This is a genomic window from Herbiconiux sp. 11R-BC, assembly GCF_049472555.1.
GTDB lineage: Bacteria > Actinomycetota > Actinomycetes > Actinomycetales > Microbacteriaceae > Herbiconiux.
In genome coordinates, this window is record NZ_JBCEBO010000006.1 from 47,472 (window position 1) to 68,975 (window position 21,504).

The window sequence follows — 21,504 nt, forward strand, 5'->3', positions numbered from 1 at the left end:
GGCGGCAGGTCGGGGAGGTCAGCTCGAGAAGAGCTCGGCGGCCACCGGGTCGAGCATGACGGGCAGGCCGGTGATCCGCTCCACCTCGGCCTCCGATTCGGCGGCGAGCCGGAGGTGCGCGTCACGGAAGACGTAGTGCGCCCTCTGCCCGATCCAATCGGCCGGCAGCAGTTCCTGAGGCAGGTCGGGGTCGCGGAACGGGAAGTGCCGGTACTCGTCGGTGAGGCGCACCCGCGCGACCAGGGCGTCGGTGCCGGTGAGGGCCGGGATCTCGCCGAAGCGCTCGACGAAGCTGGTGTACTCCTGCTGCAGGTCGTCGAGGTTCCAGCACCGCGCGGCGATGCTGCGGTCGTCCTCGGGGCCGAGGCTGCGGCAGTGCAGCAGGTCGAGACTCTGCACCGGGCGGTCGGCCAGGATGCGCCGGGCGGGCTCCAGGCGGTCGTGCGGGCTCATCCAGGTCGACGGGGTGAGCTGGCCGTAGCCGAGCCAGGCGAGATCCTTCCGGGTGCCCTCCCGATCGGCTCGCCGGCTCTCGGGGAACTTGACGAGCACCATCGACCACTCCCCGTTCCAGTCGGTGTGCGGGTGCCGGAAGATGCGCTCGCGACCCTCGTCGAGCAGGTCCCAGCCGCGGCGGCTGAGCACGTAGCTCACCTCGCGGCCCGCCCTCCGGGTGTCGAACCAGCCCTCCTTGCGCAGCCTGGTCATCACCACGCGGGCCGTGCCGGGCTCGATCCCGAACAGTCCGAGGAGCTCCGTGAGGCTGCTCAGCCGCGCCTCGCCGGAGCCGCAGTAGCGCAGGTAGTCGCCGAAGAGCGTGAAGACGACGGACCGTGGTTTCATCCTGACAGTCTGCACTCCAGGCGGCTCTCATCCGGGCATCACGCGTCGATAAGTGACATCAAATTGACGGTGCCCCTAGATTCGTTACATAATGGGAGGGTAGTGGCCCCGTACTGAAGCGAGATCTTTCAATGACGAAACGTATTGCCACCATCGGTGGCGGCCCTGGCGGACTGTTCTTCGCGACGCTCATGAAGCGTCACCGCCCTGACTGGACCGTGACGCTCTTCGAGCGCAACCAGGCATCCGACGCCTTCGGATTCGGTGTGGTGTTCTCCGATGCCACCCTCACCGCGATCAACGCGGCCGACCCGGTGCTGAGCGACGGACTGACGCGCTTCGGGGTGCACTGGGATCGCATCGACGTGCGGCTGAAGGGCGAGACCGTGTCGTTCTGCGGCAACGGCATGGCGGCCATCCACCGCAAGACCCTGCTGCATCTGCTGCAGGAGGCCGCCCGCGACGCCGGGGTCGAGCTGCGTTTCGGCGAGTTCGTGACCCCCGACGACCTCGGCGACTACGACGTGGTCGTGGCCGCCGACGGCGCCAACTCCGCTTTCCGCGAGCGGATGATCGGCGATCTCGGCCACCACGTCGAGACGGCGGAGGCGAAGTTCATCTGGTTCGGCACCACGACGATCTTCGACGGACTGACCTTCTTGCACCAGCAGAACGAACACGGCAACTTCGCCGTGCACGCCTATCCGATCAGCGACGAGGTGAGCACCTTCATCGTCGAGACCGACGAGGAGACCTGGCGCGCTGCCGGGCTCGACGAGTTCGACGTGACTCAGCCCCCCGGCCCCTCCGACGAGAAGACGCGGGCCTACCTCACCGAGCTGTTCTCGGCGGAGCTGGCCGGGGGAACCCTGCTCACCAACAACTCCCGCTGGGCCAACTTCCGCACCCGCCGCACGGAGCGCTGGCACTCCGGGAAGACGGCCTTCCTCGGCGACGCCGTGCACACCGCGCACTTCAGCGTCGGCTCCGGCACGAAGATGGCGATGGAGGACGCCATCGTGCTCGCCCGCGAGCTGAGCGAGCGGCCCGACGACCTCACCGCCGCTTTCGAGGCCTACGAGGGCGAACGCGTGCCGAAAGTGGCGCGCATCCAGAACGCGGCGGGCCCCAGCCTCCGCTGGTGGGAGAACTTCGGCGACTACTACGACGCCTTCGAGCCGTGGCAGTTCGGCTTCCACTTCTTCTCCCGTAGCATCCCGCTCAGCAAGATCCGCGTGCGCGATCCCGAGTTCGCCGAGCTGGCGGAACAGGGCTGGGCGAAGCGCCACGGCAGCACGGTGCTCGCGACGCCGCTCACGGTGGGCGAGGAGACCGTGCTCGGGCGCGCCCTGACCTGGGGCGGCGACGGGGAGCTCATCCACGAGGCCTCGGGCACCCGGCTGTCGTCGGACGAGGCCTTCGTGCTCGACGCGACCGCTCCGCAGCCCGTTCCGGAATCGGCGGGACTCGTGATCGTCACGGGGGGCTCGGAGAACGAGCGGATCGCCGCCGCCGAAGCGGTGAGCATCAAGCCGGGCCTCACCGTCCTCGTCGAGCTGGCCGGCCTCGAGCCCGATCTCGCCGAGACCATCATCCTCTCCGGGCGCGCCTCGGCCGTGATCGCCCGATGACCGTGGAGGTGCTCGCGCCCCTCTTCGCCCCCCGGGGCATCCTCGTGCTGGGGGCGTCGACGTCGCCCGACAAACTCGGCGCGGTGATGGCGCGCTCGTTGTCGACCGCGGGCGTTCCACTGGCCCTGGTCAATCCGCGAGCCGGGGTGCCGGGATTCGTGGCCACGGTCGCCGAGGGAGCGCGCCTGATCGCGGCCGAGGGGGGTCGTCCCGACCTCGCGGTGCTCTGCGTTCCCGCCGCGGCGACCCCGGATGCCCTGACGGAGTGCGCCGAGGCCGGGGTGCGGGCCGCACTGGTGTGCTCCGGGGGCTTCGGCGAGACCGGCGAGCCGCAGGGCATCGCCCTCGACGAGGCCGTGCAGGCGTCGATCGCGGCCTCGGGACTGCGCCTGCTGGGGCCCAACACCTCCGGCTTCTTCGCTCCGGCCCGATCGCTCATCGCCAGTTTCGTGCCGGGCGCGCACGAGCTGCCGGCCGGTGACGTCGCAGTGGTCGCGTCGAGCGGCGGCGTGAACCATCTGCTGTCCTACCGTCTCGCGGGCGCCGGCCTCGGCCTCAGTCTCGCGGTCGGGCTGGGCGCCGGGCTCGACGTCGACCACGCCGCGGTGCTCGAGTACCTGGCCGACGACGAGGGCACACGCGTGATCGCCCTGCACCTCGAGAGCACCCGCGACGGCGAGGCGCTCCTGGCCGCGGTGCGCCGGGCGTCGGCGCGCAAGCCGGTCGTGGCCCTGGTCGTGGGCCGGGGAGACGTCTCCGAGTTCGCCCAGTCGCACACCGGCGCGCTCGCCACGTCGTGGCGCACCACCCGCTCGGTGCTGCGCCAGGCCGGAGCCGTGCTCGTCGACGACGAGGACCAGCTGGTGGCGGCGGTGGCGGGCCTGCGCGCCGGCCGGCTCGCCGCGCACCCGTCACCCGGGGTGGCCCTGGTCACCGGCCAGGCGGGCCCCGGCCTGCTCATCGCCGATGCGCTCGCCGAGGCGGGGGTCCGGGTGCCGCGGCTGTCCGACCGGTCCGTCGCGCGGCTCGGCGAACTGCTGCCGCCGCTCACGTTCCAGGCCAACCCGGTCGACACCGGGAGGCCCGGCCCGGGGTTCTCCGAGGTCGTCCGCACGGTGGCGGCGGACGCGTCGATCGAGCTGGTCGGCGTCTACGGGCTCACCGAGCCCGTGCTCGACATGGTCGGCGCCGTCGGGGAGGCCGGCGCGGACACGCCCGTGATCGTGGCCATGGACGGCCCCGCGTCGGAGATCGCTCCGGTGCGCGCCGCGGCCGCGGCGGCCGGACTCCCGTTCCTCACCGGGCCGAGCGCCCTGGCCCGCGCGCTCGCCGCCGTCGTGGAGGACGCCCGCATCCGCGCCGAGGCCGAGCACCAAGCCGGCCTCGCGGAGGATCCGCTCGTCGCCCCAGTGGTCGACGACACCGGCGGATGGGACGAGCCGGCCACCAAGGCGCTCGTCGCCGCGCTCGGCATCCCGATCCCGCCCAGTCGCGTGGTCGCCCTCGACACCGGCCGCACGGCCGCGCACGCCGCGCTCGACGAGCTCGGCGCACCGATCGCGGTCAAGCTGGTCGACGCCGCGGTGCTGCACAAGACGGAGCTCGGCGGTGTGCACCTCGGCATCTCCGATCACGCGGCGCTCGACACCGCGCTGGACGCCCTCGAGAGCATCGGCAGCCGGCGGGTGCTGCTCGAGCGGATGGCTCCCGGGGGAGTCGACCTCATCGTGGGCGTGCGCCGCGACCCGGTGTTCGGACCGATCGTGCTCGTGGGTCTCGGGGGAGTCGCCGCAGAGGCCTCGGCCGACGTCGCGATCCGCTCCGTGCCCCTCACCCGCGCGGCCGCCGAGGCGCTCGTGCGCGAGCTCCGGGGGAGCGAGCTCCTCTTCGGCTGGCGCGGCGGCCCCGTGCTCGACATCGCGGCGTTCGCCGGCCACCTCGCCGCACTCGGCGCCCTGGTGCTCCGGAACCCGTGGATCGACGAACTCGAATTGAACCCCGTGCGCCTCACCGTCGACGGTATCGTCGCCCTCGACGCGGTGCTCATTCCCCGAAAGGACGACGATGTCAACGCCGACTCGTGACGGCCTCGTGCCGTGGCCTCAGGACCTGGCCGACCACTACCGCGCGCAGGGCTTCTGGCGCGACGAACCGCTCTGGGCCGCCATCTGGCGCGCGGCCGACGACCACCCCGACGACGTCGCGGTCGTCGACGGCGACACGCGCCTGAGCTACCGCGAGCTCATCCAGCGCGCGGACGGCGTGGCCCGCCGCTTGCTGGACCTCGGCATCGCGGCCGACGACCGCGTCGTGGTGCAGCTGCCCAACAGCTGGCACTTCGCGGTGTTCACTCTCGGCTGCCTGCGCGCCGGGGTCATCCCCGTGATGGCCCTGCCGGCGCACCGGCGTTTCGAGCTCGAATACCTGGCCCGGCATGCCGAGGCCGTGGCGGTCGTGGTCCCCGACTCGCACCGAGGATTCGATCACCAGGATCTGGGAGACCAGTTGAAGGAGGCGGTGGACAGCGTGCGCTCGGTCATCGTCGCCGGGGTGGCCGGAGACCACAACGTGAGTCTCGACGCGCTCTGCGAGCTGCCCGACGACCCCGACGCGCTGCGGCTCGCCTTCGACTCCGCCGACATCTCGCCCGACGCGGTGGCCGTCTTCCTGCTCTCCGGCGGCACGACGGGGCTGCCGAAGCTCATCCCGCGCTCGCACAACGACTACGCCTACAACCTGGTGGCCACGACCGCGACCGCGGAGATGGATGCCGGCAGCGTCTACCTGGTGGTGCTGCCGGCGGGCCACAACTTCCCCCTGGCCTGCCCGGGCTTCCTCGGCGCCCTCGCCCTCGGCGCCCGGGTGGTGATGCTCCCCTCGCCCGAGCCGGAGAAGGCGTTCGCGGCGATCCAGAGCCACGGAGTGACGCATGTCGCCGCCGTGCCCGCGGTCGTGCAGCGGTGGATCGACTACGAGGCCGAGCACCGCACCGGCCGTCTGGGGAGCCTCAGCGTTCTGCAGGTCGGCGGGTCGCGGCTGGTCGACGAGCTCGCCGCGCGGGTCACGCCGGTTCTCGGCTGCCGGTTGCAGCAGGTGTTCGGCATGGCCGAGGGCCTCATCAACACCACGAGGCTCGACGACCCGCACGACGTGATCGTGCAGACCCAGGGCCGCCCGGTGTCCTCCGGAGACGAGGTGCGCGTGGTCGACGAGGAGGGGCGCATCCTGCCGGCCGGCGAGCACGGCGTCCTGGAGACCAGGGGGCCCTACACGCTGCTCGGCTACTACCGGGCGCCGGAGCACAACAAGCGCTCGTTCACCGAGGACGGCTGGTACATCACGGGCGACATCGTCGAGCTGCGGCCCGACGGCAACCTGATCGTGCAGGGCCGGAACAAGGACATGATCAACCGTGCCGGTGAGAAGGTCTCCGGCGAGGAGGTCGAGAACCTCATCTACCGGCTGGACGCGGTGGAGATGGTCGCCGCCGTGGCGATGCCCGATTCCGATCTCGGCGAGCGCGTGTGCGCCTACGTCATGGTGCGCGAGCATTCGGAGTCGCTCACCCTGGCCCAGGTGCAGGACGTGATGCGCGAGGCCGGCGTGGCGGCGTTCAAGCTGCCCGAGGTGCTCGTGCTGATCGACGAGATGCCGATGACGAAGATCGGCAAGATCGACAAGAAGGCGCTCCGGGAGGACCTCGCCGAACGCGGGCCGCTGGCGCCCGGCTCGGCGGTCGACGCCCGCTCGGCGGCCTCGTTCGCCTCCGGTCTCAGCTGAGCAGCGGCGCGAGGTCCTCGGCGGCCCGCCGCAGCTCGCGCACGATGGCGTCGCGGTGCTCCGCCACGTAGTCATGCCCCGCCACGGCCATGACGACGTTCACGAGCACCGCGTCGGCGTCGCGCACGCCGATGGCGATCGATGACGTGCTCCGGGCCGTCCCCGCCTCGAGGGTGGCGATCAGGGGGCGCCCGTCCGGATCGAGGATGCACTCCGGCTCGGCCGCATCCGCCTCCTCCTCAGCGAGCACCAGACGCCCGGCGGCCGAGGCGGCGAGGTCGTTGATGACGTGGCTCCGCTCCTGCAGCGGAAAGCGGTCGTCCTCGTCGAGCACCCGGATGCGCGTGCCGTAGACGCTGAACAGGTGCACCGCGATGCCGAGCGCCGCGCGGATGCCGCCGACGGTGGACGCCACGGCGCGTGTGACCCCGACCGCCGGGTGCGACTCGGCGAGCGCGCCGATCCGGGCGCCCAGCGCGAAGCCGCTCAGGTCGCCGAGGCGCACCACGTACTCCTCGCGCACGAGCAGGTTCAGGATGCGGTAGGTCGTGGCCGGGGAGAGCCCGAGTCGCGAGGCGATGTCGCGCGCCGTCACCCCGGAGCCGGCCGTCGCGATCTCCTCCAGCACGGCCAGGGCGTGCGCGATGGCGCGCGGCTGATTGTTGTTCAGATCGCGAAGGGGCTGTTCGCGGCTCATGTCAGCGCTCGGAGGCGTGGGCGGAGGTCTCGAACCGGGCTTCGACCCCGGTCGGCACCAGATCGCGCTCGTCGGTCTGGTCGTACACGCCCACCGTCACGATGCCCCGTCGACGGACCTTGAGCGCGAACGCCGCCCACACCGCCGCGATCAGGAGCACCGGAACCAGGACGGCGACCACGCCCTCGACCAGGTTCCAGACCACGAAGCAGAGCACGACCACGACGATCGCCGATCCCACCGCGTACGCCGCGACGCTCGCGATCAGGAGGGGTTCGCCGATCCTCCGCCGGAAGCGGGGGAGCAGCAGACAGGCGATCGCGTAGGCCAGACCGCAGCCGATCGCCGAGGTCGAGAGGGCGACGCCGGTGACGGATTCAGGGCGTGCCGTGAACGACATCGCCGCCAGTGCGGTGAGCAGCACGAGCCCGGCCACGCCGTACGCGGCCCGCATCGGGAGCCGGTTGCGCCGGTCGACCCGCCCGAGCGCCGCCGGGAGCAGTCCGTCGCGGCTGAGCGTGAAGACGAGCCGGATGACGCCGTTCAGCGACGCGATGAAGGCCGCGAGGTAGGAGAGCAGGATGCCGACGTCCAGAGCGATCACCAGCAGGGTCGAGGTGCCCGGGGTGGACGGGTCGACGTCGCCGACGGCGGTGAAGGCGCCCCGGGTCTGGAAGCCGGCGTACTGCCCGAAGAAGCTCAGCGCGAAGATGACCGCCGCGACCACCACCGAGAGCACGAAGGAGCGCGGCACGTCGCGGAACGGCCTCTGCGCTTCGGCCCCGAGGGTCGCCGAGGTCTCGAAGCCCACGAACAGCCCCACGGCCACCGCGGCGCCGGCCCCGACGGCCGCGGGGTCGGCCTCCGTCGGCATCAACGGGGGCACCACGCCCCAGTTGGCGACGATCAGCACCGACATCACCACCACGATGGCGAGTACCGCCAGCAGCTCGACGATCAGGGTGATGCGGGTGGACGGCCGCACGCCGATGGCGAAGAGGGCGAGTCCGAGCACCGCCACGAGCACGAGCAGCAGCGGCATCCAGGCGTCGACGGGCACGGCGGGCAGGGCGAAGCGGAGGAGCACGCGCGCGGAGGACGCCGCGCCGACGAGCACCCCGACGGTGATGCCGAGCGTGCCCACCAGGAGCGCGGCCCCCGCCGCGGTCGCCGTGCGCACCCCGCCGGCCCACGCGGCATAGCTGTAGACGGATCCACTCGTCACCATGCGCCGGGCGTACTGGGTGACCGTGGCCACGACGAAGGCGATGAGCACGAAGCCGATCAGCAGCGAGAGGGTGCTCGCGTCGCCGGCGACGGCGTACAGGGCCACCGGGATGGTGGCTCCCGCGGCGGACGGCGCGACGGCGGAGATGGACTGGCCGAAGAGATCCAGCGGACCCACCGAGCGTCGCCGCAGCTCCGCGAGCGGCGACCGCTTCGGCACCCGGATGCGGGCCCGGCTCGTGCGCGGCCGCACGAGGGTCATCGACTTCCTGATCGACGCCTCGAGATCACGCATGTCGCGACCCTAAGCCGCGGGCGTTTCGCGCGCGTGACGCGCTCGTTTCCGGCCGACGACCCCGTTTAAGACACGACAGAGGAGTGTCTCGCGCGAGGTCGAGAAGACGTCACCGTCCCGAAACGGCGATGCAACGGGAGCGGGGCAGGGTCGAGTCATCAGCACCCCCGCTGAGCAGATCGGAGCGTCATGACTACATCATCGCAGCCCCCGCTGGCTCCGGCTCCGGCCGAGTCCGCGGCCGGAACGGGCCGGGCCGGCACGCTGGGTACCGCCACCATCGTCTTCATGGTCGCGGCGGCCGCGTCGCCCCTGTCGATCCTCGCGGGCGTGGTCCCGCTCGGCTTCCTGTTCGGCAACGGGATCGGCCTGCCGGTCATGTTCGCGGTCGCCGGCGCCGCGTTCATCCTCTTCTCGGTGGGGCTGGTCGCGATGGCGGCGCGGGTCACGCAGTCCGGCGGCTTCTTCGCCCTGATCTCCCAGGGCGCCGGCCGGGTCCCCGGGGTCGCCGCCTCCTACGTCGCGCTCGTCGCCTACTGGTCGCTGATCGTCGGAATCGCCTCGTACCTCGGCTATGTGATCGAAGTCACGCTCGCGGGCAATTTCGGGTTCGACGTGCCCTGGTGGGTGTTCGCCGTGCTCGCCCTCCTGGTGGCCGGCGCGCTGGGCTTCCAGCGCATCGACACGAGCTCGAAGGTGCTCTCGGTGCTGCTGATCGCCGAACTGCTCGTCGTGCTCGCGCTGACCGTCGCCGTCGTGGTGACCGGGGGCGGGGAGGGTCTCTCGCTGCAGCCGTTCGCCCCGTCGGAGATCTTCTCGGGCTCTCCGGCGATCGGCCTGGTGTTCGCCGCCCAGGCGTTCATCGGGTTCGAGGCCACGGTGATCTACCGCCGGGAGGCCCGCAACCCTGCCCGCACGATCCCGCGCGCGACCTACCTCGCCGTGTTGCTCGTCGGGCTCTTCTACGTCGTCTCCTCCTGGATGCTCGTGATGGCCTGGGGCCCGAGTCAGGCCCTCGACGTGGCCGCCGCCGACCCGGGCTCGATGCTCCTGGCCACCGCCGACCGCTACCTGGGCTCCTTCGGCCAGGTCGCCGTCGAGGTGCTGCTGATCACGAGCCTCTTCGCCGCCGTGCTGTCGTTCCACAACGTGCTCAACCGCTATCAGCGGTCGATGGCCCAGGCCGGCGTGCTCCCGGCCTACCTGGCGGAGGTCCACGAGCCGACGGGCGCCCCGCGTCGCGCGGCGGCCGTGCAGACCGTGGTCAGCGTGGTGCTGGTGGTCGTCTTCGCACTGCTCGGGCTCGATCCGGTCGTGCAGGTCTTCGCCTGGCTGCCGAGCGTCGCGGCCCTGTCGGTGCTCGTGCTCATGGCTGTCGTGTCGGTCAGCGTGGTGATGTACTTCCGCCGGTGGCCGGCCGGCGTCGGCGTCTGGAAGCGCATCGTTGCGCCGGTGCTCAGCGTGGTCGCGCTGGTGGGGATGATCGTGTTCGTGCTCATCTACTTCCCGCTGCTGACCGGGGAGTTCGACGCCGACGGCAACCCGTTCTACGGTCCGGTCAGCCTCGTGCTGGTGGGCATCATCGTGCTGGCCGCCGTGGGCGGCGCCGTGCGGGCGCTCGTGATGCGCACGCGCGCCCCCGAGCAGTACGCAGCCCTCGCGTCGACCCTCCACGAGTGATCCCCGCGGGTCTCCTCGATGATCCTGCACGCCGTCGCCCTCGGATTCGCGGTGGTCGAACTCGCGCTGACCTCGGTCGCACGCCGGGCCCGCCCGCGCTCCACGGCCGCTCTGGCGGCGTCGGTGGCGATGGTCGCTGCGATGGCCGACGGTGGTCTGTTCGGGCCGCCCGTGCTTCCCTCGCTCGCCTGGACGGCGATCCTGGTCGCAGGCGCGCTGGGGATCGCGCTGTGGGGGCGACTGCGTGCGGCATCGGGGCACGGCGCTCCGGTTCCGCGAGGCGCCCTCGATCCGGCGCTGGGCCTGATCGCCATGGCGTTCCTGCCCCTTCTCGGCTCGGGTCACACCGCCGAGAGCGTCGGCGGGCACGGTCACGGCTCGAACGGGGCGGCTCTCCTGGTTCTCCTCCTCGGCCTGCTCGCCGCCATCGCGGTCTCCGCGATCCGGTCGTGGCTCAGGCGGTCCGGAGGCCGGAACGCCGTCGTGGCGCGCGCCTGCATGCTGTGCTCCCTCACCACCATGATGGCGGCGGTCGTCCGTTGACCGCCGTCGTCTCCGCTCCAGGAAAGAAGGAATGATCGTGTCAGCATCCGTTGAGACAACCCACCCGCTGGATCCGCTGTCGGCGGCCGAGATCTCCCGGGCTTCGGCCCTCGTGCGCGCTTCGGAGGGATTCCCCCGCACGGCGCGCTTCGTGAGCATCGAGCGGCAGGAGCCGACGAAGCCCGAGCTCGAGGCCCACGCCGGCGGTGCCGACGTCGAGCGTCGTGCGTTCCTCGTCATCCGCGACGTCGAGTCGGCCCGCACGCTGGAGGCCGTGGTCTCGTTGACGTCCGGCTCCGTTCTGTCGGTGGTGCACGTGCCCGACGTGCAGCCGGGGCTGCTGTTCGAGGACTTCCTCGCGGTCGAGGAGCTCGTGCGGAGCGACCCGCGCTGGCAGGAGGCCATGCACAAGCGCGGCGTCACCGAGTACGACCACGTGATGATCGAGCCGTGGCCGTGCGCCTACCTCGATGAGGACGACGCCCCCTCCCGGCGGCTGAACCGGCCGCTCACCTACGTGCGGTACAGCGAGGACGAGAACGCGTACGCGCATCCGGTGGACAACCTCACCGTGCTGGTCGACCTGGACTCGCGCGAGGTGCTCGAGGTCACCGACGCCGGCGTGGTGCCGATCCCGGAGCGCCCGGGGGAGTTCTGGACGCCCGAGGAGATCGCGAACCCGGAGAACATCCCCACCTTCCCCGGCGCGCGCACCGACCTGAAGCCCCTGGAGATCACGCAGCCCGAGGGCCCGAGCTTCACGGTCGACGGCCACGAGGTGTCCTGGCAGAAGTGGCGGTTCCGGGTCGGCTTCACGCCGCGGGAGGGCCTCGTGCTGCATCAGCTCGGCTACGAGGACAAGGGCCGGCTGCGCTCGATCGCGCACCGCATCTCGATCTCGGAGATGGTGGTGCCCTACGCCGACACCGCGCCCACCCAGATCCGCAAGGCCGTGTTCGACGGCGGTGAGGACGGCCTGGGCAAGAACGCGAACAGTCTCGAGCTCGGCTGCGACTGCGTGGGCGAGATCCGCTACTTCGACGTGGCGCTGACCGACTCGGCGGGCACCGGCGAGACCCTCGCCAATGCGATCTGCCTGCACGAGGAGGATGCGGGGGTGATGTGGAAGCACACCGACCTGCGCACCGGCCGCAGCATCGTGCGCCGCTCGCGCCGCCTGGTGATCTCGCAGTTCATGACGCTCGCGAACTACGACTACGGCTTCTACTGGTACCTCTACCAGGACGGCACGATCGAGTGCGAGGTGAAGCTCACCGGCATCATGTCGATGGGCGCCTTCGCCGAGGGCGAGGTCCCGCGGCACGGCGCCCGGATCGCTCCGGGCCTGTACGCGCCGCACCATCAGCACTTCTTCAACGCGCGTCTCGACATGGCCGTGGACGGCCCCCGCAACACCGTCGTCGAGGTGGACAGCCGCGCCCTGCCGCTGGGCCCCGACAACCCCTACGGCAACGCCTGGGAGACCGTGTCGACGCCGCTCACGACCGAGGCCGGATCGGGCCGCGACCTGGACTTCGCCCGGGCGCGGTCGTGGAAGGTCGTCAACAACGATGTGCTCAATGTGGCCGGTGACCCGGTGTCGTACAAGGTGATGCCGGGTGAGAACGCCCAGCACCTCCTGCACGACGACGCGCCGGTGCTGCAGCGCGCCGGGTTCCTGCGCCACCAGCTGTGGGTCACGCAGTACGACGAGAAGGAGCGCTTCGCGGCGGGCGACTACCCCTACCAGAGCCCGGGCGGTGAAGGCCTGCCGGCCTACGTGGCGAAGGACCGGCCGCTCGAGAACGAAGACGTGGTGCTCTGGTACACCTTCGGCGTGCACCACATCACCCGCACCGAGGACTGGCCCGTGATGCCCGTGCACCGCACCGGCTTCTCGCTCAAGCCCAGCGGGTTCTTCGACGGCAACCCCGCGCTGGACATCCCCGAATCCACCGCCGAGCACTGCGTGGCGCACCACGACCACAGCGCGAACCACGATCACGGCGCACACGACGGGCACACACACCCCGGCCACTGACGCCCCGGACAGCAGAAGGACCCCGCAGCACACGGCTGCGGGGTCCTTCTGCTGTGGTCTCAGGCGAAGACCACGACCGGCTTCACCGTGACTCCGGAGGCCGAATCCTCGAAGCCCTGGTTGATGTCCTCGAGGGCGTAGTGCTTCACGAGCTTGTCGATCGGGAAGCGTCCTTCCTTCCACAGCTCGATCAGCTTCGGGATGAAGACCTGCGGAACGGAGCTGCCCTGCACCACGGTCTTGAAGGTCCAGCCCTTCACCAGCGACAGACCGATCTCGAACGTCACCTCCGTGCCCGGCTTCGCCGCTCCGACGAGCACGAGGGTGCCGCGGATGCCCAGGGCGTCGGCCGCCTTGCGCAGCAGCTCCGGGCGGGCCGTGGTGTCGACCACGTAGTCCGCTCCTTTGCCGCCGGTGATCTCGAGGATCGCCTCGGTGAGGTCGGAGTCGCGCGTGTTCACCGTGTGCGTGGCGCCCAGCTCGGTCGCCAGCTCGAGCCGCGACTCGTGGATGTCGACCGCGATCACCTTCGAGCATCCCGCGACCCGGCCGGCCATGATTGCGCCCGCACCGACGGCGCCCGTGCCGAGCACGACCAGCGTGCTGTTCAGCGAGGGCTGCAGCTCGTTGAGCACGGTGCCCGCGCCGGTCTGGATGCCGCAGCCCAGCGGGGCCACGATGTCCAGCGGCACATCGGGATCGATCTTGATCACGCTCTCCTGCACCACGTTGGCGTGCGTCGAGAACGACGACTGGCCGAAGAAGTGCGAGGAGATGACCTCGCCGTCCTTGCTGAGGGCCGTGGTGCCGTCCGTCCTGCGGCCGCCGAAGTCGGCGGCGAACAGGTTCTCGCAGTACGCCATCTTCCCTGCACGGCAGAGGTCGCAGTGGCCGCAGTAGGCGGCCGCGAGCAGGACGTGGTCGCCGGGGACCACCGTGGTGACCTCGGAGCCCACGGCCTCGACGATCCCCGCGCCCTCATGGCCCAGCACGGCCGGCAACGGCGTGGGGTAGACCTGGTCGCGGACGATCGCGTCGGTGTGACAGACACCGCTCGCCGCGAGCTTCACCCGCACCTCGGTGGGCCGGATGTCGTCGAGCTCGAGTTCTTCGATGGTGAGGGGTTCGTGGGGCGCGCGGGCGACCGCGGCCGTGACAGTCGTCGTCATCTGGCTTCTCTCCTGGTCGCGTGCTCAGAACGGGTACTGCTGGTCGGAGGGCTCGATGGTGACCCATTTGAGTTCGGTGAACTCGTTGATCACCGCACGCCCGTCGAAGCGGCCGTAGCCGCTCGCCTTGGTGCCGCCGTAGGGAGCCTGGGCCTCGTTCTGCACGGTCGCGCCGTTCACATGCACGTGGCCGGCCTGGATGCGCAGCGCCACCTGGAAGGCCCGCGAGCTGTCCTTGCCGAAGACGGCCGCCGCGAGACCGAACTCGGTGTCGTTCGCGACCTGCACGGCCTCCTCGACGCCCGACACGCGCACGACGGTCGTGATCGGGCCGAAGGTCTCCCGGTCGTAGATGTCCATCGCCGGGGTGACGCGGTCGACGATGGTCGCCGACATCGCGGCGCCGTCGGCGTGGCCGCCGACGACGACCTCCGCACCCTTGGCGACGGCGTCGTCGATCAGCGCGTTGATGCGAGCTCCGGACTCTGCGCGCACCATCGGCCCGACGATGCAGGCGGGGTCGGTGAGCGGGTCGCCCGCGACGAGCGACTTGGCCCGCTCGGTGAACTTCGACACGAACTCGTCGGCCACCGACTCGTCGACCACGAAGCGCTCGGTCGACATGCAGATCTGGCCCTGGTAGAGGAACGACCCGAAGACCGCGGCGTTCACGGCGCCGTCGATGTCGGCGTCGTCGAGCACCACGAACGGCGCCTTGCCGCCGAGCTCGAGCAGGGCGGGCTTGAGGTACTTCGCCGCCACCTGGGCGATGCTGCGCCCCACCGGGGTGGAGCCGGTGAAGTTGACGCGACGCACGGCCGGGTGGGCGATGATCGCCTCGACGACGCGCTCGGCGTCTTCCGGCGCGCTCGTGATGAAGTTGAGCACTCCCGCGGGGAGGCCCGCTTCGTGCAGGATCTCCGCGATGATCGCGTGGGTCTTCGGGCTGGTCTCCGAAGCCCGGAAGACGACCGTGTTGCCGCAGACGATCGGGTAGGCGATCGCCCGAGCGGCGAGCACGCCCGGACCGTTCCACGGAGCCATGCTGAGCACGACGCCGACGGGCTGACGCACGGTCATCGACAGGGCACCCGGCTTGTCGGTGGGGATGGTCTCGCCCTGGATCTGGGTCGCGAGGCCGGCGGCCTCGAGGAACAGCTGCGAGGTGAGGAACGAGTTGAAGCCGGCCCACAGCCCGGCTGCACCGACCTCGGACATCATGGTCTCGATGAACTCGGGGGTGCGCTGCTCCATGATCTGCGCGGCCTTGAGCATCACCGCCCGCCGCTGGCTGGGTCCGGTGGTGCTCCACGTGGTGAACGCGGTCGCCGCCGATTCCACGGCATCGAGCGCGTCTTCGACACTGGCCGCGGCGCCCTCGGTGACGAGGTCTCCACTCAGCGGGCTGCGCCGCTCGAACGTTCGGCCATCACGGGCATCTCGTGCCTCGTTGTCGATGATGAGCTGGGTCTGCATCAGAACTCCCTTGTCGCCTTTGACTGATTCGCGCCGCATCCCTGCGACTATGTAACGGTATCACTCCGAACAACGAAAGTCTGTAACATGTTTTTCAGCAGGCGGCGGAGCTCCGCTTTCTCGTCGTCGGCGAGGCCTCGGGTGAGCACCTCGTCCATCCGGGCGACCCGGGGCCGGAGTGCGGCGAACTCTCCCTCGCCGAGCGTGGTGAGGTGCAGCATGTTGCGGCGCTTGTCGGCGCCGTCGCGGACGCGCTCGATCAGTCCGCGGCGCTCGAGCCGCGCGACGATGTCGGCGATGGTGGAGCGGTCGAGGTCGAGGCGTTCGACCAGCTGCTGCTGACTCGCCCCCGGAGTGCCGGCGAGCACGTTGAGCACGCCGAACTGCACGCTCGTGATCTCGGCCGAGACCTCTCGCTGCCAGACGGCCACGTGCGCCTGCTGCGCGCGCCGGATGAGGTAGCCGGTGTACTCCGAGACGTCGTGCTGCTCGTGCTGCTCGTGCTGTGCGTGCTCCATCACCGGATTCTCGCAGAGCGGAGACGGCGGGCTCAGAGCCAGCGCGGTGCGGCGGCGGGCTCGCCGTCCGAGGACAGCACCCCGTCGGTGCCGCGGCCGGTGGCCCAACGCGCCAGGGCGGCAGCCGTGCCGCGCACGACGATCGCCTCCCTGGCGGCTGTCGCATCCGGGATCGTGTTCACCGTCGGCACCGGCCGGTCGACGGCCTCGAGCAGGTATCGGGGAAGCCCCTCGGCCTCGCGGCGGCGATCCCAGGCGCCGAGGATGTCGGTCAGGAGCGCGTCGAGCAGCTCGGCCGGGAAGTCTTCGAAGCGGCCGCCGTTGCCGAGGTCGACCGCATGGATCCACACCTCGCGGGTGCGCATCCAGACCGTCTCGGAGACCGGCACGATGCGGCCCTGGCCCGTGCGCACCTCGTTCGACCAGGCCTGCTCGGGCAGGTCGCGCCACTCCACGGTGAGGTGGATGGCGGCGTGATCGGAGAGGTTGCGTAGGGCTTGGGTGGGAAGGGTGGCCGAGAACTCGATCTCCTCGTTCCGCTGCGCGGGCGAGGCGTACATCGGGGTCTCGGCCCCCGTGTGCGCCCATTCCACCAGGCGGGTGATCGCCCGGGCGTTGAGACCGACGTGCGCGATCAGGTGCCGGCGGTCCCACCCGGAGAGGAGGGAGGGGCCGTCGAAGTCGGCGTCGCTCAGCTCGTTCAGCTTGCGGGAGTAGTAGGCCTGCCCGCGGCGCGCCAGCAGGAGCGCCGCGGCGATCGCCGGGTCGGTGACCTGGTCGGTGCGCGCCGCCATCGCTCAGCCCTCGACCCGCACGGGGTTGTGGAGTGTTCCGAGGCCCTCGATCACGGTGGTGAGGACCGCTCCGTCGCCGAGGTAGCGCGGAGGCTTCCGGGCGTGGCCGACGCCGCCGGGTGTCCCGCTGGCGATCACGTCCCCGGGGTTGAGGGTGACGATCTGGGAGATGTAGGAGACGAGCGCGGCCGGCCCGAACACCAGGTCGCTCGTGTTCGAGTGCTGCATGACCTCCCCGTCGACCTCGGTGCGGATGTCGGTGTCGACGCCATAGGCATCCGGGGTCACGAGGAACGGGCCGAACGGGGTGGTGGCCTCGAAGGTCTTGCCCTGGAACCACTCCGGGGTGCGGTACTGGTAGTCGCGCATGGTGACGTCGTTGAGCACCGAGTAGCCGGCGATCGCGCCGACGGCCTGCTCGGGGCTCAGGCGGCGTGCCTTCGTGCCGATCACCACGGCGAGCTCGGCTTCCCAGTCGACCGCGTGCGAGGCGTACCCGGGCAGCACGATCTCGTCGTACGGGCCCACCAGGGCCTCGGGGTACTTGGCGAAGAGCGTCGGGAACTCCGGCAGCTCGCGGCCCATCTCGAGGATGTGGTTGCGGTAGTTGAGGCCCACGCAGACGATCTTCGAGGGGGCGGGCACGACCGGCGCCCACGCGGTGTCGGCGATGCCGTCGAGCGGATGCGCGAGGCCGCCGGCCGTCTCGGCGATCGAGCGCCAGTCGGTGTTCGCGAGCAGCGCGCCGACGTCGGCGTACCCGTCGATCTCGACCGCATCGGTCTCGTCGACGCGAACGGCGACGGTGCCGGCCGGGGTGCGGAGGGTGGCGAGTTTCATGTGCGGTGCTTTCTGCTGGGGCTAGGAGGCCGAGGGGACGAAGGTGCGGGAGAAGTTGAGGCGGTCCATGATCGGGCCGTCGGTGAAGCGGAACAGGTCGAACTGCGTGTCGGCGTGCAGCGACCACGGCACCCAGGACGGGACGACGAAGAGGTCTCCGGTCTCGAGGCGCGTCTCCTGATCGCCGAGCACGACGGTGCCCGAGCCCTCGAAGACCTGCCAGACCGCCGAACCCACCTCGTGCGTGGGCGCCGTCGACGCGCCGGCGCGCAGACGGTGGAACTCGCACCGGATGGTCGACATCACGTCGCCGCCGGTGGTGGGGTTGACGTAGCGGATGGCCGCGTGACCCTGCGAGACCGTGGCCGGGAAGCCCTCGTCCTCGAGCTTCAGCTGTTCGGTCAGGGCGGCGTCGGTGTACTCCCAGCGGTAGGCGCTGAGGGGGGAGGAGACCTTGTCCTCCAGCGCGGACAGCGGGCGCAGGCCGGGGTGGGCCCACAGCCGCTCGGCGCGGGAGAACTCGGGGGAGGCCTCATCCGTCACCCGGTCGGAGCCGAACTCGAAGAAGCCGACGTCCATCTGGCTGGCGAACGGGATGTCGAGGCCGTCGATCCAGGCCATCGGGTTCGCGGTGTCGTTGTGGTGCCCGTGGAAGTTCCAGCCGGGGGTCAGCAGCAGGTCGCCGCGGCTCATCCGCACGGGGTCGCCGTTCACCACGGTCCACACCCCTTCTCCCTCCACCACGAAGCGGAAGGCGTTCTGGGAGTGCCGGTGCTCGGGGGCCGTCTCGTGGCCGCCCAGGTACTGGATGGCGCACCAGAGCGTCGGGGTGGCGTAGCCGGTGCCCGGCAGGCCCGGGTTGGTGAGGCCGACCGCGCGGCGTTCCCCGCCCCGCCCGACGGGCACGAGCTCGCCCGAGCGCTCGGCGATGTCGAAGAGCGTCTTCCAGCGCCAGACGTGCGGGATCGCCTGCGGCGACGGGGTCATCGGCATGAGGTCGTCGCGCTGGGTCCACAGCGGCGCCATGTCGTTCGCGGCGAAGTCACGGTAGAGCTGCTCGAGTTCGGGGGTGTCGGCGGAGCCGTCCATCTGCTGCATCGCAGGTCCTCTCGTCGTTGCGACGCCATCGCCGCAAACCGTCAGTACCCCAACTATATGACCGATCGCTCTCCGGGGGAAGACCGGATCATCGACTCAGGCGCGACGGCGGGCGCTGCGGCGCAGGGCGAGGCCCAGCGCGCCGGCGAGCAGCGCGGCGGCGGCGAGGGCCAGGGCCGGCCAGCCGATGCCGGTCTCGGAGAGCCGGACGCCGGATCCGTGCCCCGTCGAGCCGCTGTCGGCATCCGCGTCGTCCGGAGCGGGAGCGCTGCTCGGGGTGGTCTGCGGCCACGGCGTCTGCGAGGGTGTCGGTGTCGGCGTGCTGCTCGGGGGTGCGGAGTGCACCGGGACGGTCACCACGATCCCCTGGGTGGAGCCGTCGTTCGGGTCGGTTCCGGCCGCGGTGGCGACGGCGGCCGGGCCGAGTACTCCGAGGGTGACCGCCGCGACGAGAACGAGACCGCGGATTCCCCGGGCGCGTGGCCGGTGTCGATGGTGCATCCGCTCAGCGTGCCCCGATGATCTGAACGGCGGTCGCGGGCGCGGCGACGGGACGGTGAACGCGCGGTGGAGCGCTCGGCCGCACCCGCCGGGCGGCTCAGCCCTCGAAGAGCGTGCGGAACAGCTGGTCGAGCGGCCCCGCCAGCTCGTCGTGGCCGGCGGATGCGACGGGTTCGACCCCGGCGGAGGCGCGCAGCATGACCACGCCGAGCATCGTGGCGATCGCGAGCTGGGCGCGCAGCAGGAGGGGGGCCGTGTCGGGCTCGTCGGCGTTCCAGCCGGCGGCGGCCGCGAGCTTCTCGGTGAAGTGCTCGAGGGTGTTGCGGCGGATGCGGTCGGCGTTCTCGTCGCCCGAGGAGCGCAGCAGGAGCAGCAGTTGGAGCGGGTCGTCGCCGTTCGGGGCGTTCACGACGTGGGCGATGAGGCGATCGATCACGCCGTCGATGTCCGAAGGGCGGGTGGGCGCCTCGGTCTGGGTGTCGAGCTCGTCGGAGGTGCGCGCCATGCAGGCCTCGAAGAGGCCGTCCTTCGACACGAAGTAGCGGTTGATGAGGGCGACGTTCACGCCCGCGTCGGCCGCGATCTGTCGCACGGTGGTGGCCCGGTAGCCGTCGGTGGCGAAGCGGCGACGGGCGGCGCGCACGAGGGCGCGGCGGGTGGCTTCGGCGTCCCGGCCCGACCGGATCAGCTCGTCGTCGGCCTCGTGGGCTGGGACGGGGGCGATCTCGGCGGACAACTCTGTCTGATTGCTCATCTCTCACTTCCTGCCTCCAGCTTACGCGGTCGCGGTGGCAAGTAAACCCATGTTGACATCGGGCCCCGAGGGAGGAATACTCTCTAAGTCAGCGACTGCTTACATACCCGAGGAGATGCATGTCCACCACCGCCCAGAGCCCGTCCACGGGCTCGACCTCGATGACCGCCGAGAGCGGTCCGCGCCGGCGCGGAACCGCCATCGTGCTGTTCCTCTCGCTCGGCGGTCTGTCGTTCGCCGTGCTCCAGTCGCTCGTGGCGCCCGCGCTGGGCACCATCGGCAAGGACCTCGGGGTCGCCACCAGCGACGCGAGCTGGGTGCTGACCGCCTACCTGCTCTCCGCCGCCGTGCTCACGCCCATCCTCGGGCGCCTCGGCGACATGGTGGGCAAGCGCAAGGTCATCATCGTCGTTCTCGTGCTGCTGCTCGCGGGCACGGTGCTCGCCGCTCTCGCTCCGAACCTCGGCGTGCTCATCGTCGCGCGCATCCTGCAGGGGGCCGCCGGAGCGGTGATGCCGCTCTCCATCGGCATCGTGCGCGACGAGCTCCCGAAGGATCGCGTGAGCGTGACCATCGGTCTGCTCTCGGCCATCTTCGGCATCGGCGCGGGAGTCGGCATCGTCGCGGCCGGCCCGATCGTCGAGAACCTCTCGTGGCACTGGCTGTTCTGGCTCCCGGCGGTTCTCGTGGCCATCGCGCTGCTCGGCGCGATCTTCGGCATCCCCGAGTCGCCGGTGCGCACTCCGGGCCGCCTCGACGTGCTCGGCACGGGCATCCTGACCGTCGGACTCGTCGGCCTGCTCCTCGCCATCAGCGAGGGCGAGAAGTGGGGCTGGGGCGACGTCAAGACCGTCGGCCTGATCGTTCTCGGCGCCGTCGCGCTCGTGGTGTTCGTGTTCGTCGAGCTGCGCGTCAAGAACCCGCTGATCGACGTGCGCCTGTTCAAGCACCGCGGCGTGTGGACTGCGCACGTGGCCGTGCTCGCCTTCGGTTTCGCGATGTTCGGCACCTTCATCCTCGTGCCGACCCTGCTGCAGCTGCCCACGGCGCTCGGCTACGGCTTCGGCAAGAATGTGACCGAATCGGGCCTCTACCTGCTGCCGACCGTCGTGGCGATGGTGATCTCGGGCGTCGTCGCGGGCATCCTGATCCGCCTGGTCGGGCCGAAGATCCCGATGATCATCGGCGCGGTCTCGGTGACCGTGGCGTTCCTCATCCCGGCGCTCGGGCACACCGAGGAGTGGCAGATCCTGACCTCGGGCATCCTCACCGGCATCGGTATCGGCATGGCGCTCGCCTCGGCGTCGAACGCGATCGTGGAGAGCGTGCCCGCCGCGCAGACCGGTGAGGCGATCAGCGCCAATACCGTCATCCGCACCATCGGCAGCAGCATCGGGACCGCCGTCATCGCCGCGCTCATCTCCTCGAACGTGAGCGCCCAGGGCGCCCCCCTCGACGAGGCGTTCACGATCGGGTTCTGGGCCTCGGCCGGGGTCGGCGTTCTCGCCATCGCCGCCGCGCTCGCCGCTCCGGGGCTGCGCGCCCGTCGCCGCGAGGCGGTCGCGGCCGGCGTCGAGGACTTCGGCGAGTAGCCGGGCGGCGGATCACCGCGGAGAA

At 71.0% G+C, this 21,504-nt stretch carries 18 protein-coding genes; 7 read left to right on the forward strand and 11 right to left on the reverse strand.

Going from position 1 to position 21,504, the window contains the following annotated elements; all coding sequences use genetic code 11:
- Nucleotides 1–18: 18 nt before the first annotated feature.
- Nucleotides 19–843: a PaaX family transcriptional regulator C-terminal domain-containing protein gene (locus VD659_RS14420; RefSeq protein ID WP_423261768.1), complete on the reverse strand. Its 825-nt coding sequence runs from the start codon at nt 841–843 to the stop codon at nt 19–21.
- Nucleotides 844–974: 131 nt separating this feature from the next.
- Here VD659_RS14420 and VD659_RS14425 point away from each other — a divergent pair, with 131 nt between their 5' ends.
- The 3 genes from VD659_RS14425 to VD659_RS14435 are packed head-to-tail and all read left to right on the forward strand — an operon-like array spanning nt 975 to nt 6,254.
- A complete protein-coding gene (locus VD659_RS14425; protein ID WP_423261769.1) occupies nt 975–2,474 on the forward strand; it encodes an FAD-dependent monooxygenase in 1,500 nt (499 codons plus the stop codon).
- A complete protein-coding gene (locus tag VD659_RS14430; protein WP_423261770.1) occupies nt 2,471–4,558 on the forward strand; it encodes an acetate--CoA ligase family protein in 2,088 nt (695 codons plus the stop codon). Before VD659_RS14425 ends, VD659_RS14430 begins: the two co-directional genes overlap by 4 nt.
- Complete coding sequence (locus VD659_RS14435; RefSeq protein ID WP_423261771.1) at nt 4,539–6,254, forward strand: (2,3-dihydroxybenzoyl)adenylate synthase; 1,716 nt, start codon at nt 4,539–4,541, stop codon at nt 6,252–6,254. The genes VD659_RS14430 and VD659_RS14435 overlap by 20 nt, the downstream gene beginning before the upstream one ends.
- Here VD659_RS14435 and VD659_RS14440 read toward each other — a convergent pair.
- Together VD659_RS14440 and VD659_RS14445 are read right to left on the reverse strand one after the other, a co-directional pair.
- The gene (locus VD659_RS14440) at nt 6,247–6,951 is read right to left on the reverse strand and encodes a helix-turn-helix domain-containing protein (RefSeq protein ID WP_423261772.1); all 705 of its coding nucleotides are present in this window, start codon (nt 6,949–6,951) and stop codon (nt 6,247–6,249) included. The genes VD659_RS14435 and VD659_RS14440 overlap by 8 nt on opposite strands.
- A gap of 1 nt (nt 6,952) precedes the next feature.
- Nucleotides 6,953–8,473: an APC family permease gene (locus tag VD659_RS14445; RefSeq protein ID WP_423261773.1), complete on the reverse strand. Its 1,521-nt coding sequence runs from the start codon at nt 8,471–8,473 to the stop codon at nt 6,953–6,955.
- Nucleotides 8,474–8,662: 189 nt separating this feature from the next.
- Here VD659_RS14445 and VD659_RS14450 point away from each other — a divergent pair, with 189 nt between their 5' ends.
- Genes VD659_RS14450 through VD659_RS14460 form a run of 3 tightly spaced genes read left to right on the forward strand, consistent with a single transcriptional unit; the run spans nt 8,663 to nt 12,737 of the window.
- A complete protein-coding gene (locus tag VD659_RS14450) occupies nt 8,663–10,153 on the forward strand; it encodes an APC family permease (protein WP_423261774.1) in 1,491 nt (496 codons plus the stop codon).
- 18 nt (nt 10,154–10,171) lie between these two features.
- A complete protein-coding gene (locus VD659_RS14455) occupies nt 10,172–10,696 on the forward strand; it encodes a hypothetical protein (RefSeq protein ID WP_423261775.1) in 525 nt (174 codons plus the stop codon).
- Nucleotides 10,697–10,733: 37 nt separating this feature from the next.
- The gene (locus tag VD659_RS14460) at nt 10,734–12,737 is read left to right on the forward strand and encodes a primary-amine oxidase (RefSeq protein ID WP_423261776.1); all 2,004 of its coding nucleotides are present in this window, start codon (nt 10,734–10,736) and stop codon (nt 12,735–12,737) included.
- 59 nt (nt 12,738–12,796) lie between these two features.
- On the opposite strand, the gene VD659_RS14465 is transcribed toward VD659_RS14460, so the two are convergent.
- The 8 genes from VD659_RS14465 to VD659_RS14500 all read right to left on the reverse strand — a co-directional run bounded on the left by VD659_RS14465 (nt 12,797) and on the right by VD659_RS14500 (nt 19,887).
- Nucleotides 12,797–13,906 carry an NAD(P)-dependent alcohol dehydrogenase gene (locus VD659_RS14465; protein WP_423261777.1) on the reverse strand — a complete coding sequence of 370 codons (1,110 nt, stop codon included), beginning with the start codon at nt 13,904–13,906 and terminating at the stop codon, nt 12,797–12,799.
- A gap of 24 nt (nt 13,907–13,930) precedes the next feature.
- Entirely contained in the window at nt 13,931–15,382 is a 1,452-nt protein-coding gene (locus tag VD659_RS14470) for an aldehyde dehydrogenase (RefSeq protein ID WP_423261778.1), read from the reverse strand.
- A 47-nt stretch (nt 15,383–15,429) separates the two neighbouring features.
- A complete protein-coding gene (locus VD659_RS14475; protein WP_423261779.1) occupies nt 15,430–15,900 on the reverse strand; it encodes a MarR family winged helix-turn-helix transcriptional regulator in 471 nt (156 codons plus the stop codon).
- Nucleotides 15,901–15,932: 32 nt separating this feature from the next.
- The gene (locus VD659_RS14480; protein WP_423261780.1) at nt 15,933–16,694 is read right to left on the reverse strand and encodes a maleylpyruvate isomerase family mycothiol-dependent enzyme; all 762 of its coding nucleotides are present in this window, start codon (nt 16,692–16,694) and stop codon (nt 15,933–15,935) included.
- Nucleotides 16,695–16,697: 3 nt separating this feature from the next.
- Entirely contained in the window at nt 16,698–17,534 is an 837-nt protein-coding gene (locus tag VD659_RS14485) for a fumarylacetoacetate hydrolase family protein (RefSeq protein WP_423261781.1), read from the reverse strand.
- A 21-nt stretch (nt 17,535–17,555) separates the two neighbouring features.
- Nucleotides 17,556–18,632, reverse strand: coding sequence for a cupin domain-containing protein (locus VD659_RS14490; RefSeq protein ID WP_423261782.1), 1,077 nt, complete (start codon nt 18,630–18,632; stop codon nt 17,556–17,558).
- A 96-nt stretch (nt 18,633–18,728) separates the two neighbouring features.
- Nucleotides 18,729–19,133, reverse strand: a complete 405-nt coding sequence (locus tag VD659_RS14495; protein ID WP_423261783.1) for a hypothetical protein — start codon at nt 19,131–19,133, stop codon at nt 18,729–18,731.
- A gap of 97 nt (nt 19,134–19,230) precedes the next feature.
- Nucleotides 19,231–19,887, reverse strand: coding sequence for a TetR/AcrR family transcriptional regulator (locus VD659_RS14500; RefSeq protein WP_423261784.1), 657 nt, complete (start codon nt 19,885–19,887; stop codon nt 19,231–19,233).
- 119 nt (nt 19,888–20,006) lie between these two features.
- Between VD659_RS14500 and VD659_RS14505 the strand changes: the two genes are divergently transcribed.
- Nucleotides 20,007–21,479 (forward strand): MFS transporter, encoded by a 1,473-nt coding sequence (locus VD659_RS14505; protein WP_423261785.1) that lies wholly within the window; start codon nt 20,007–20,009, stop codon nt 21,477–21,479.
- The last annotated feature ends 25 nt before the right edge of the window (nt 21,480–21,504 follow it).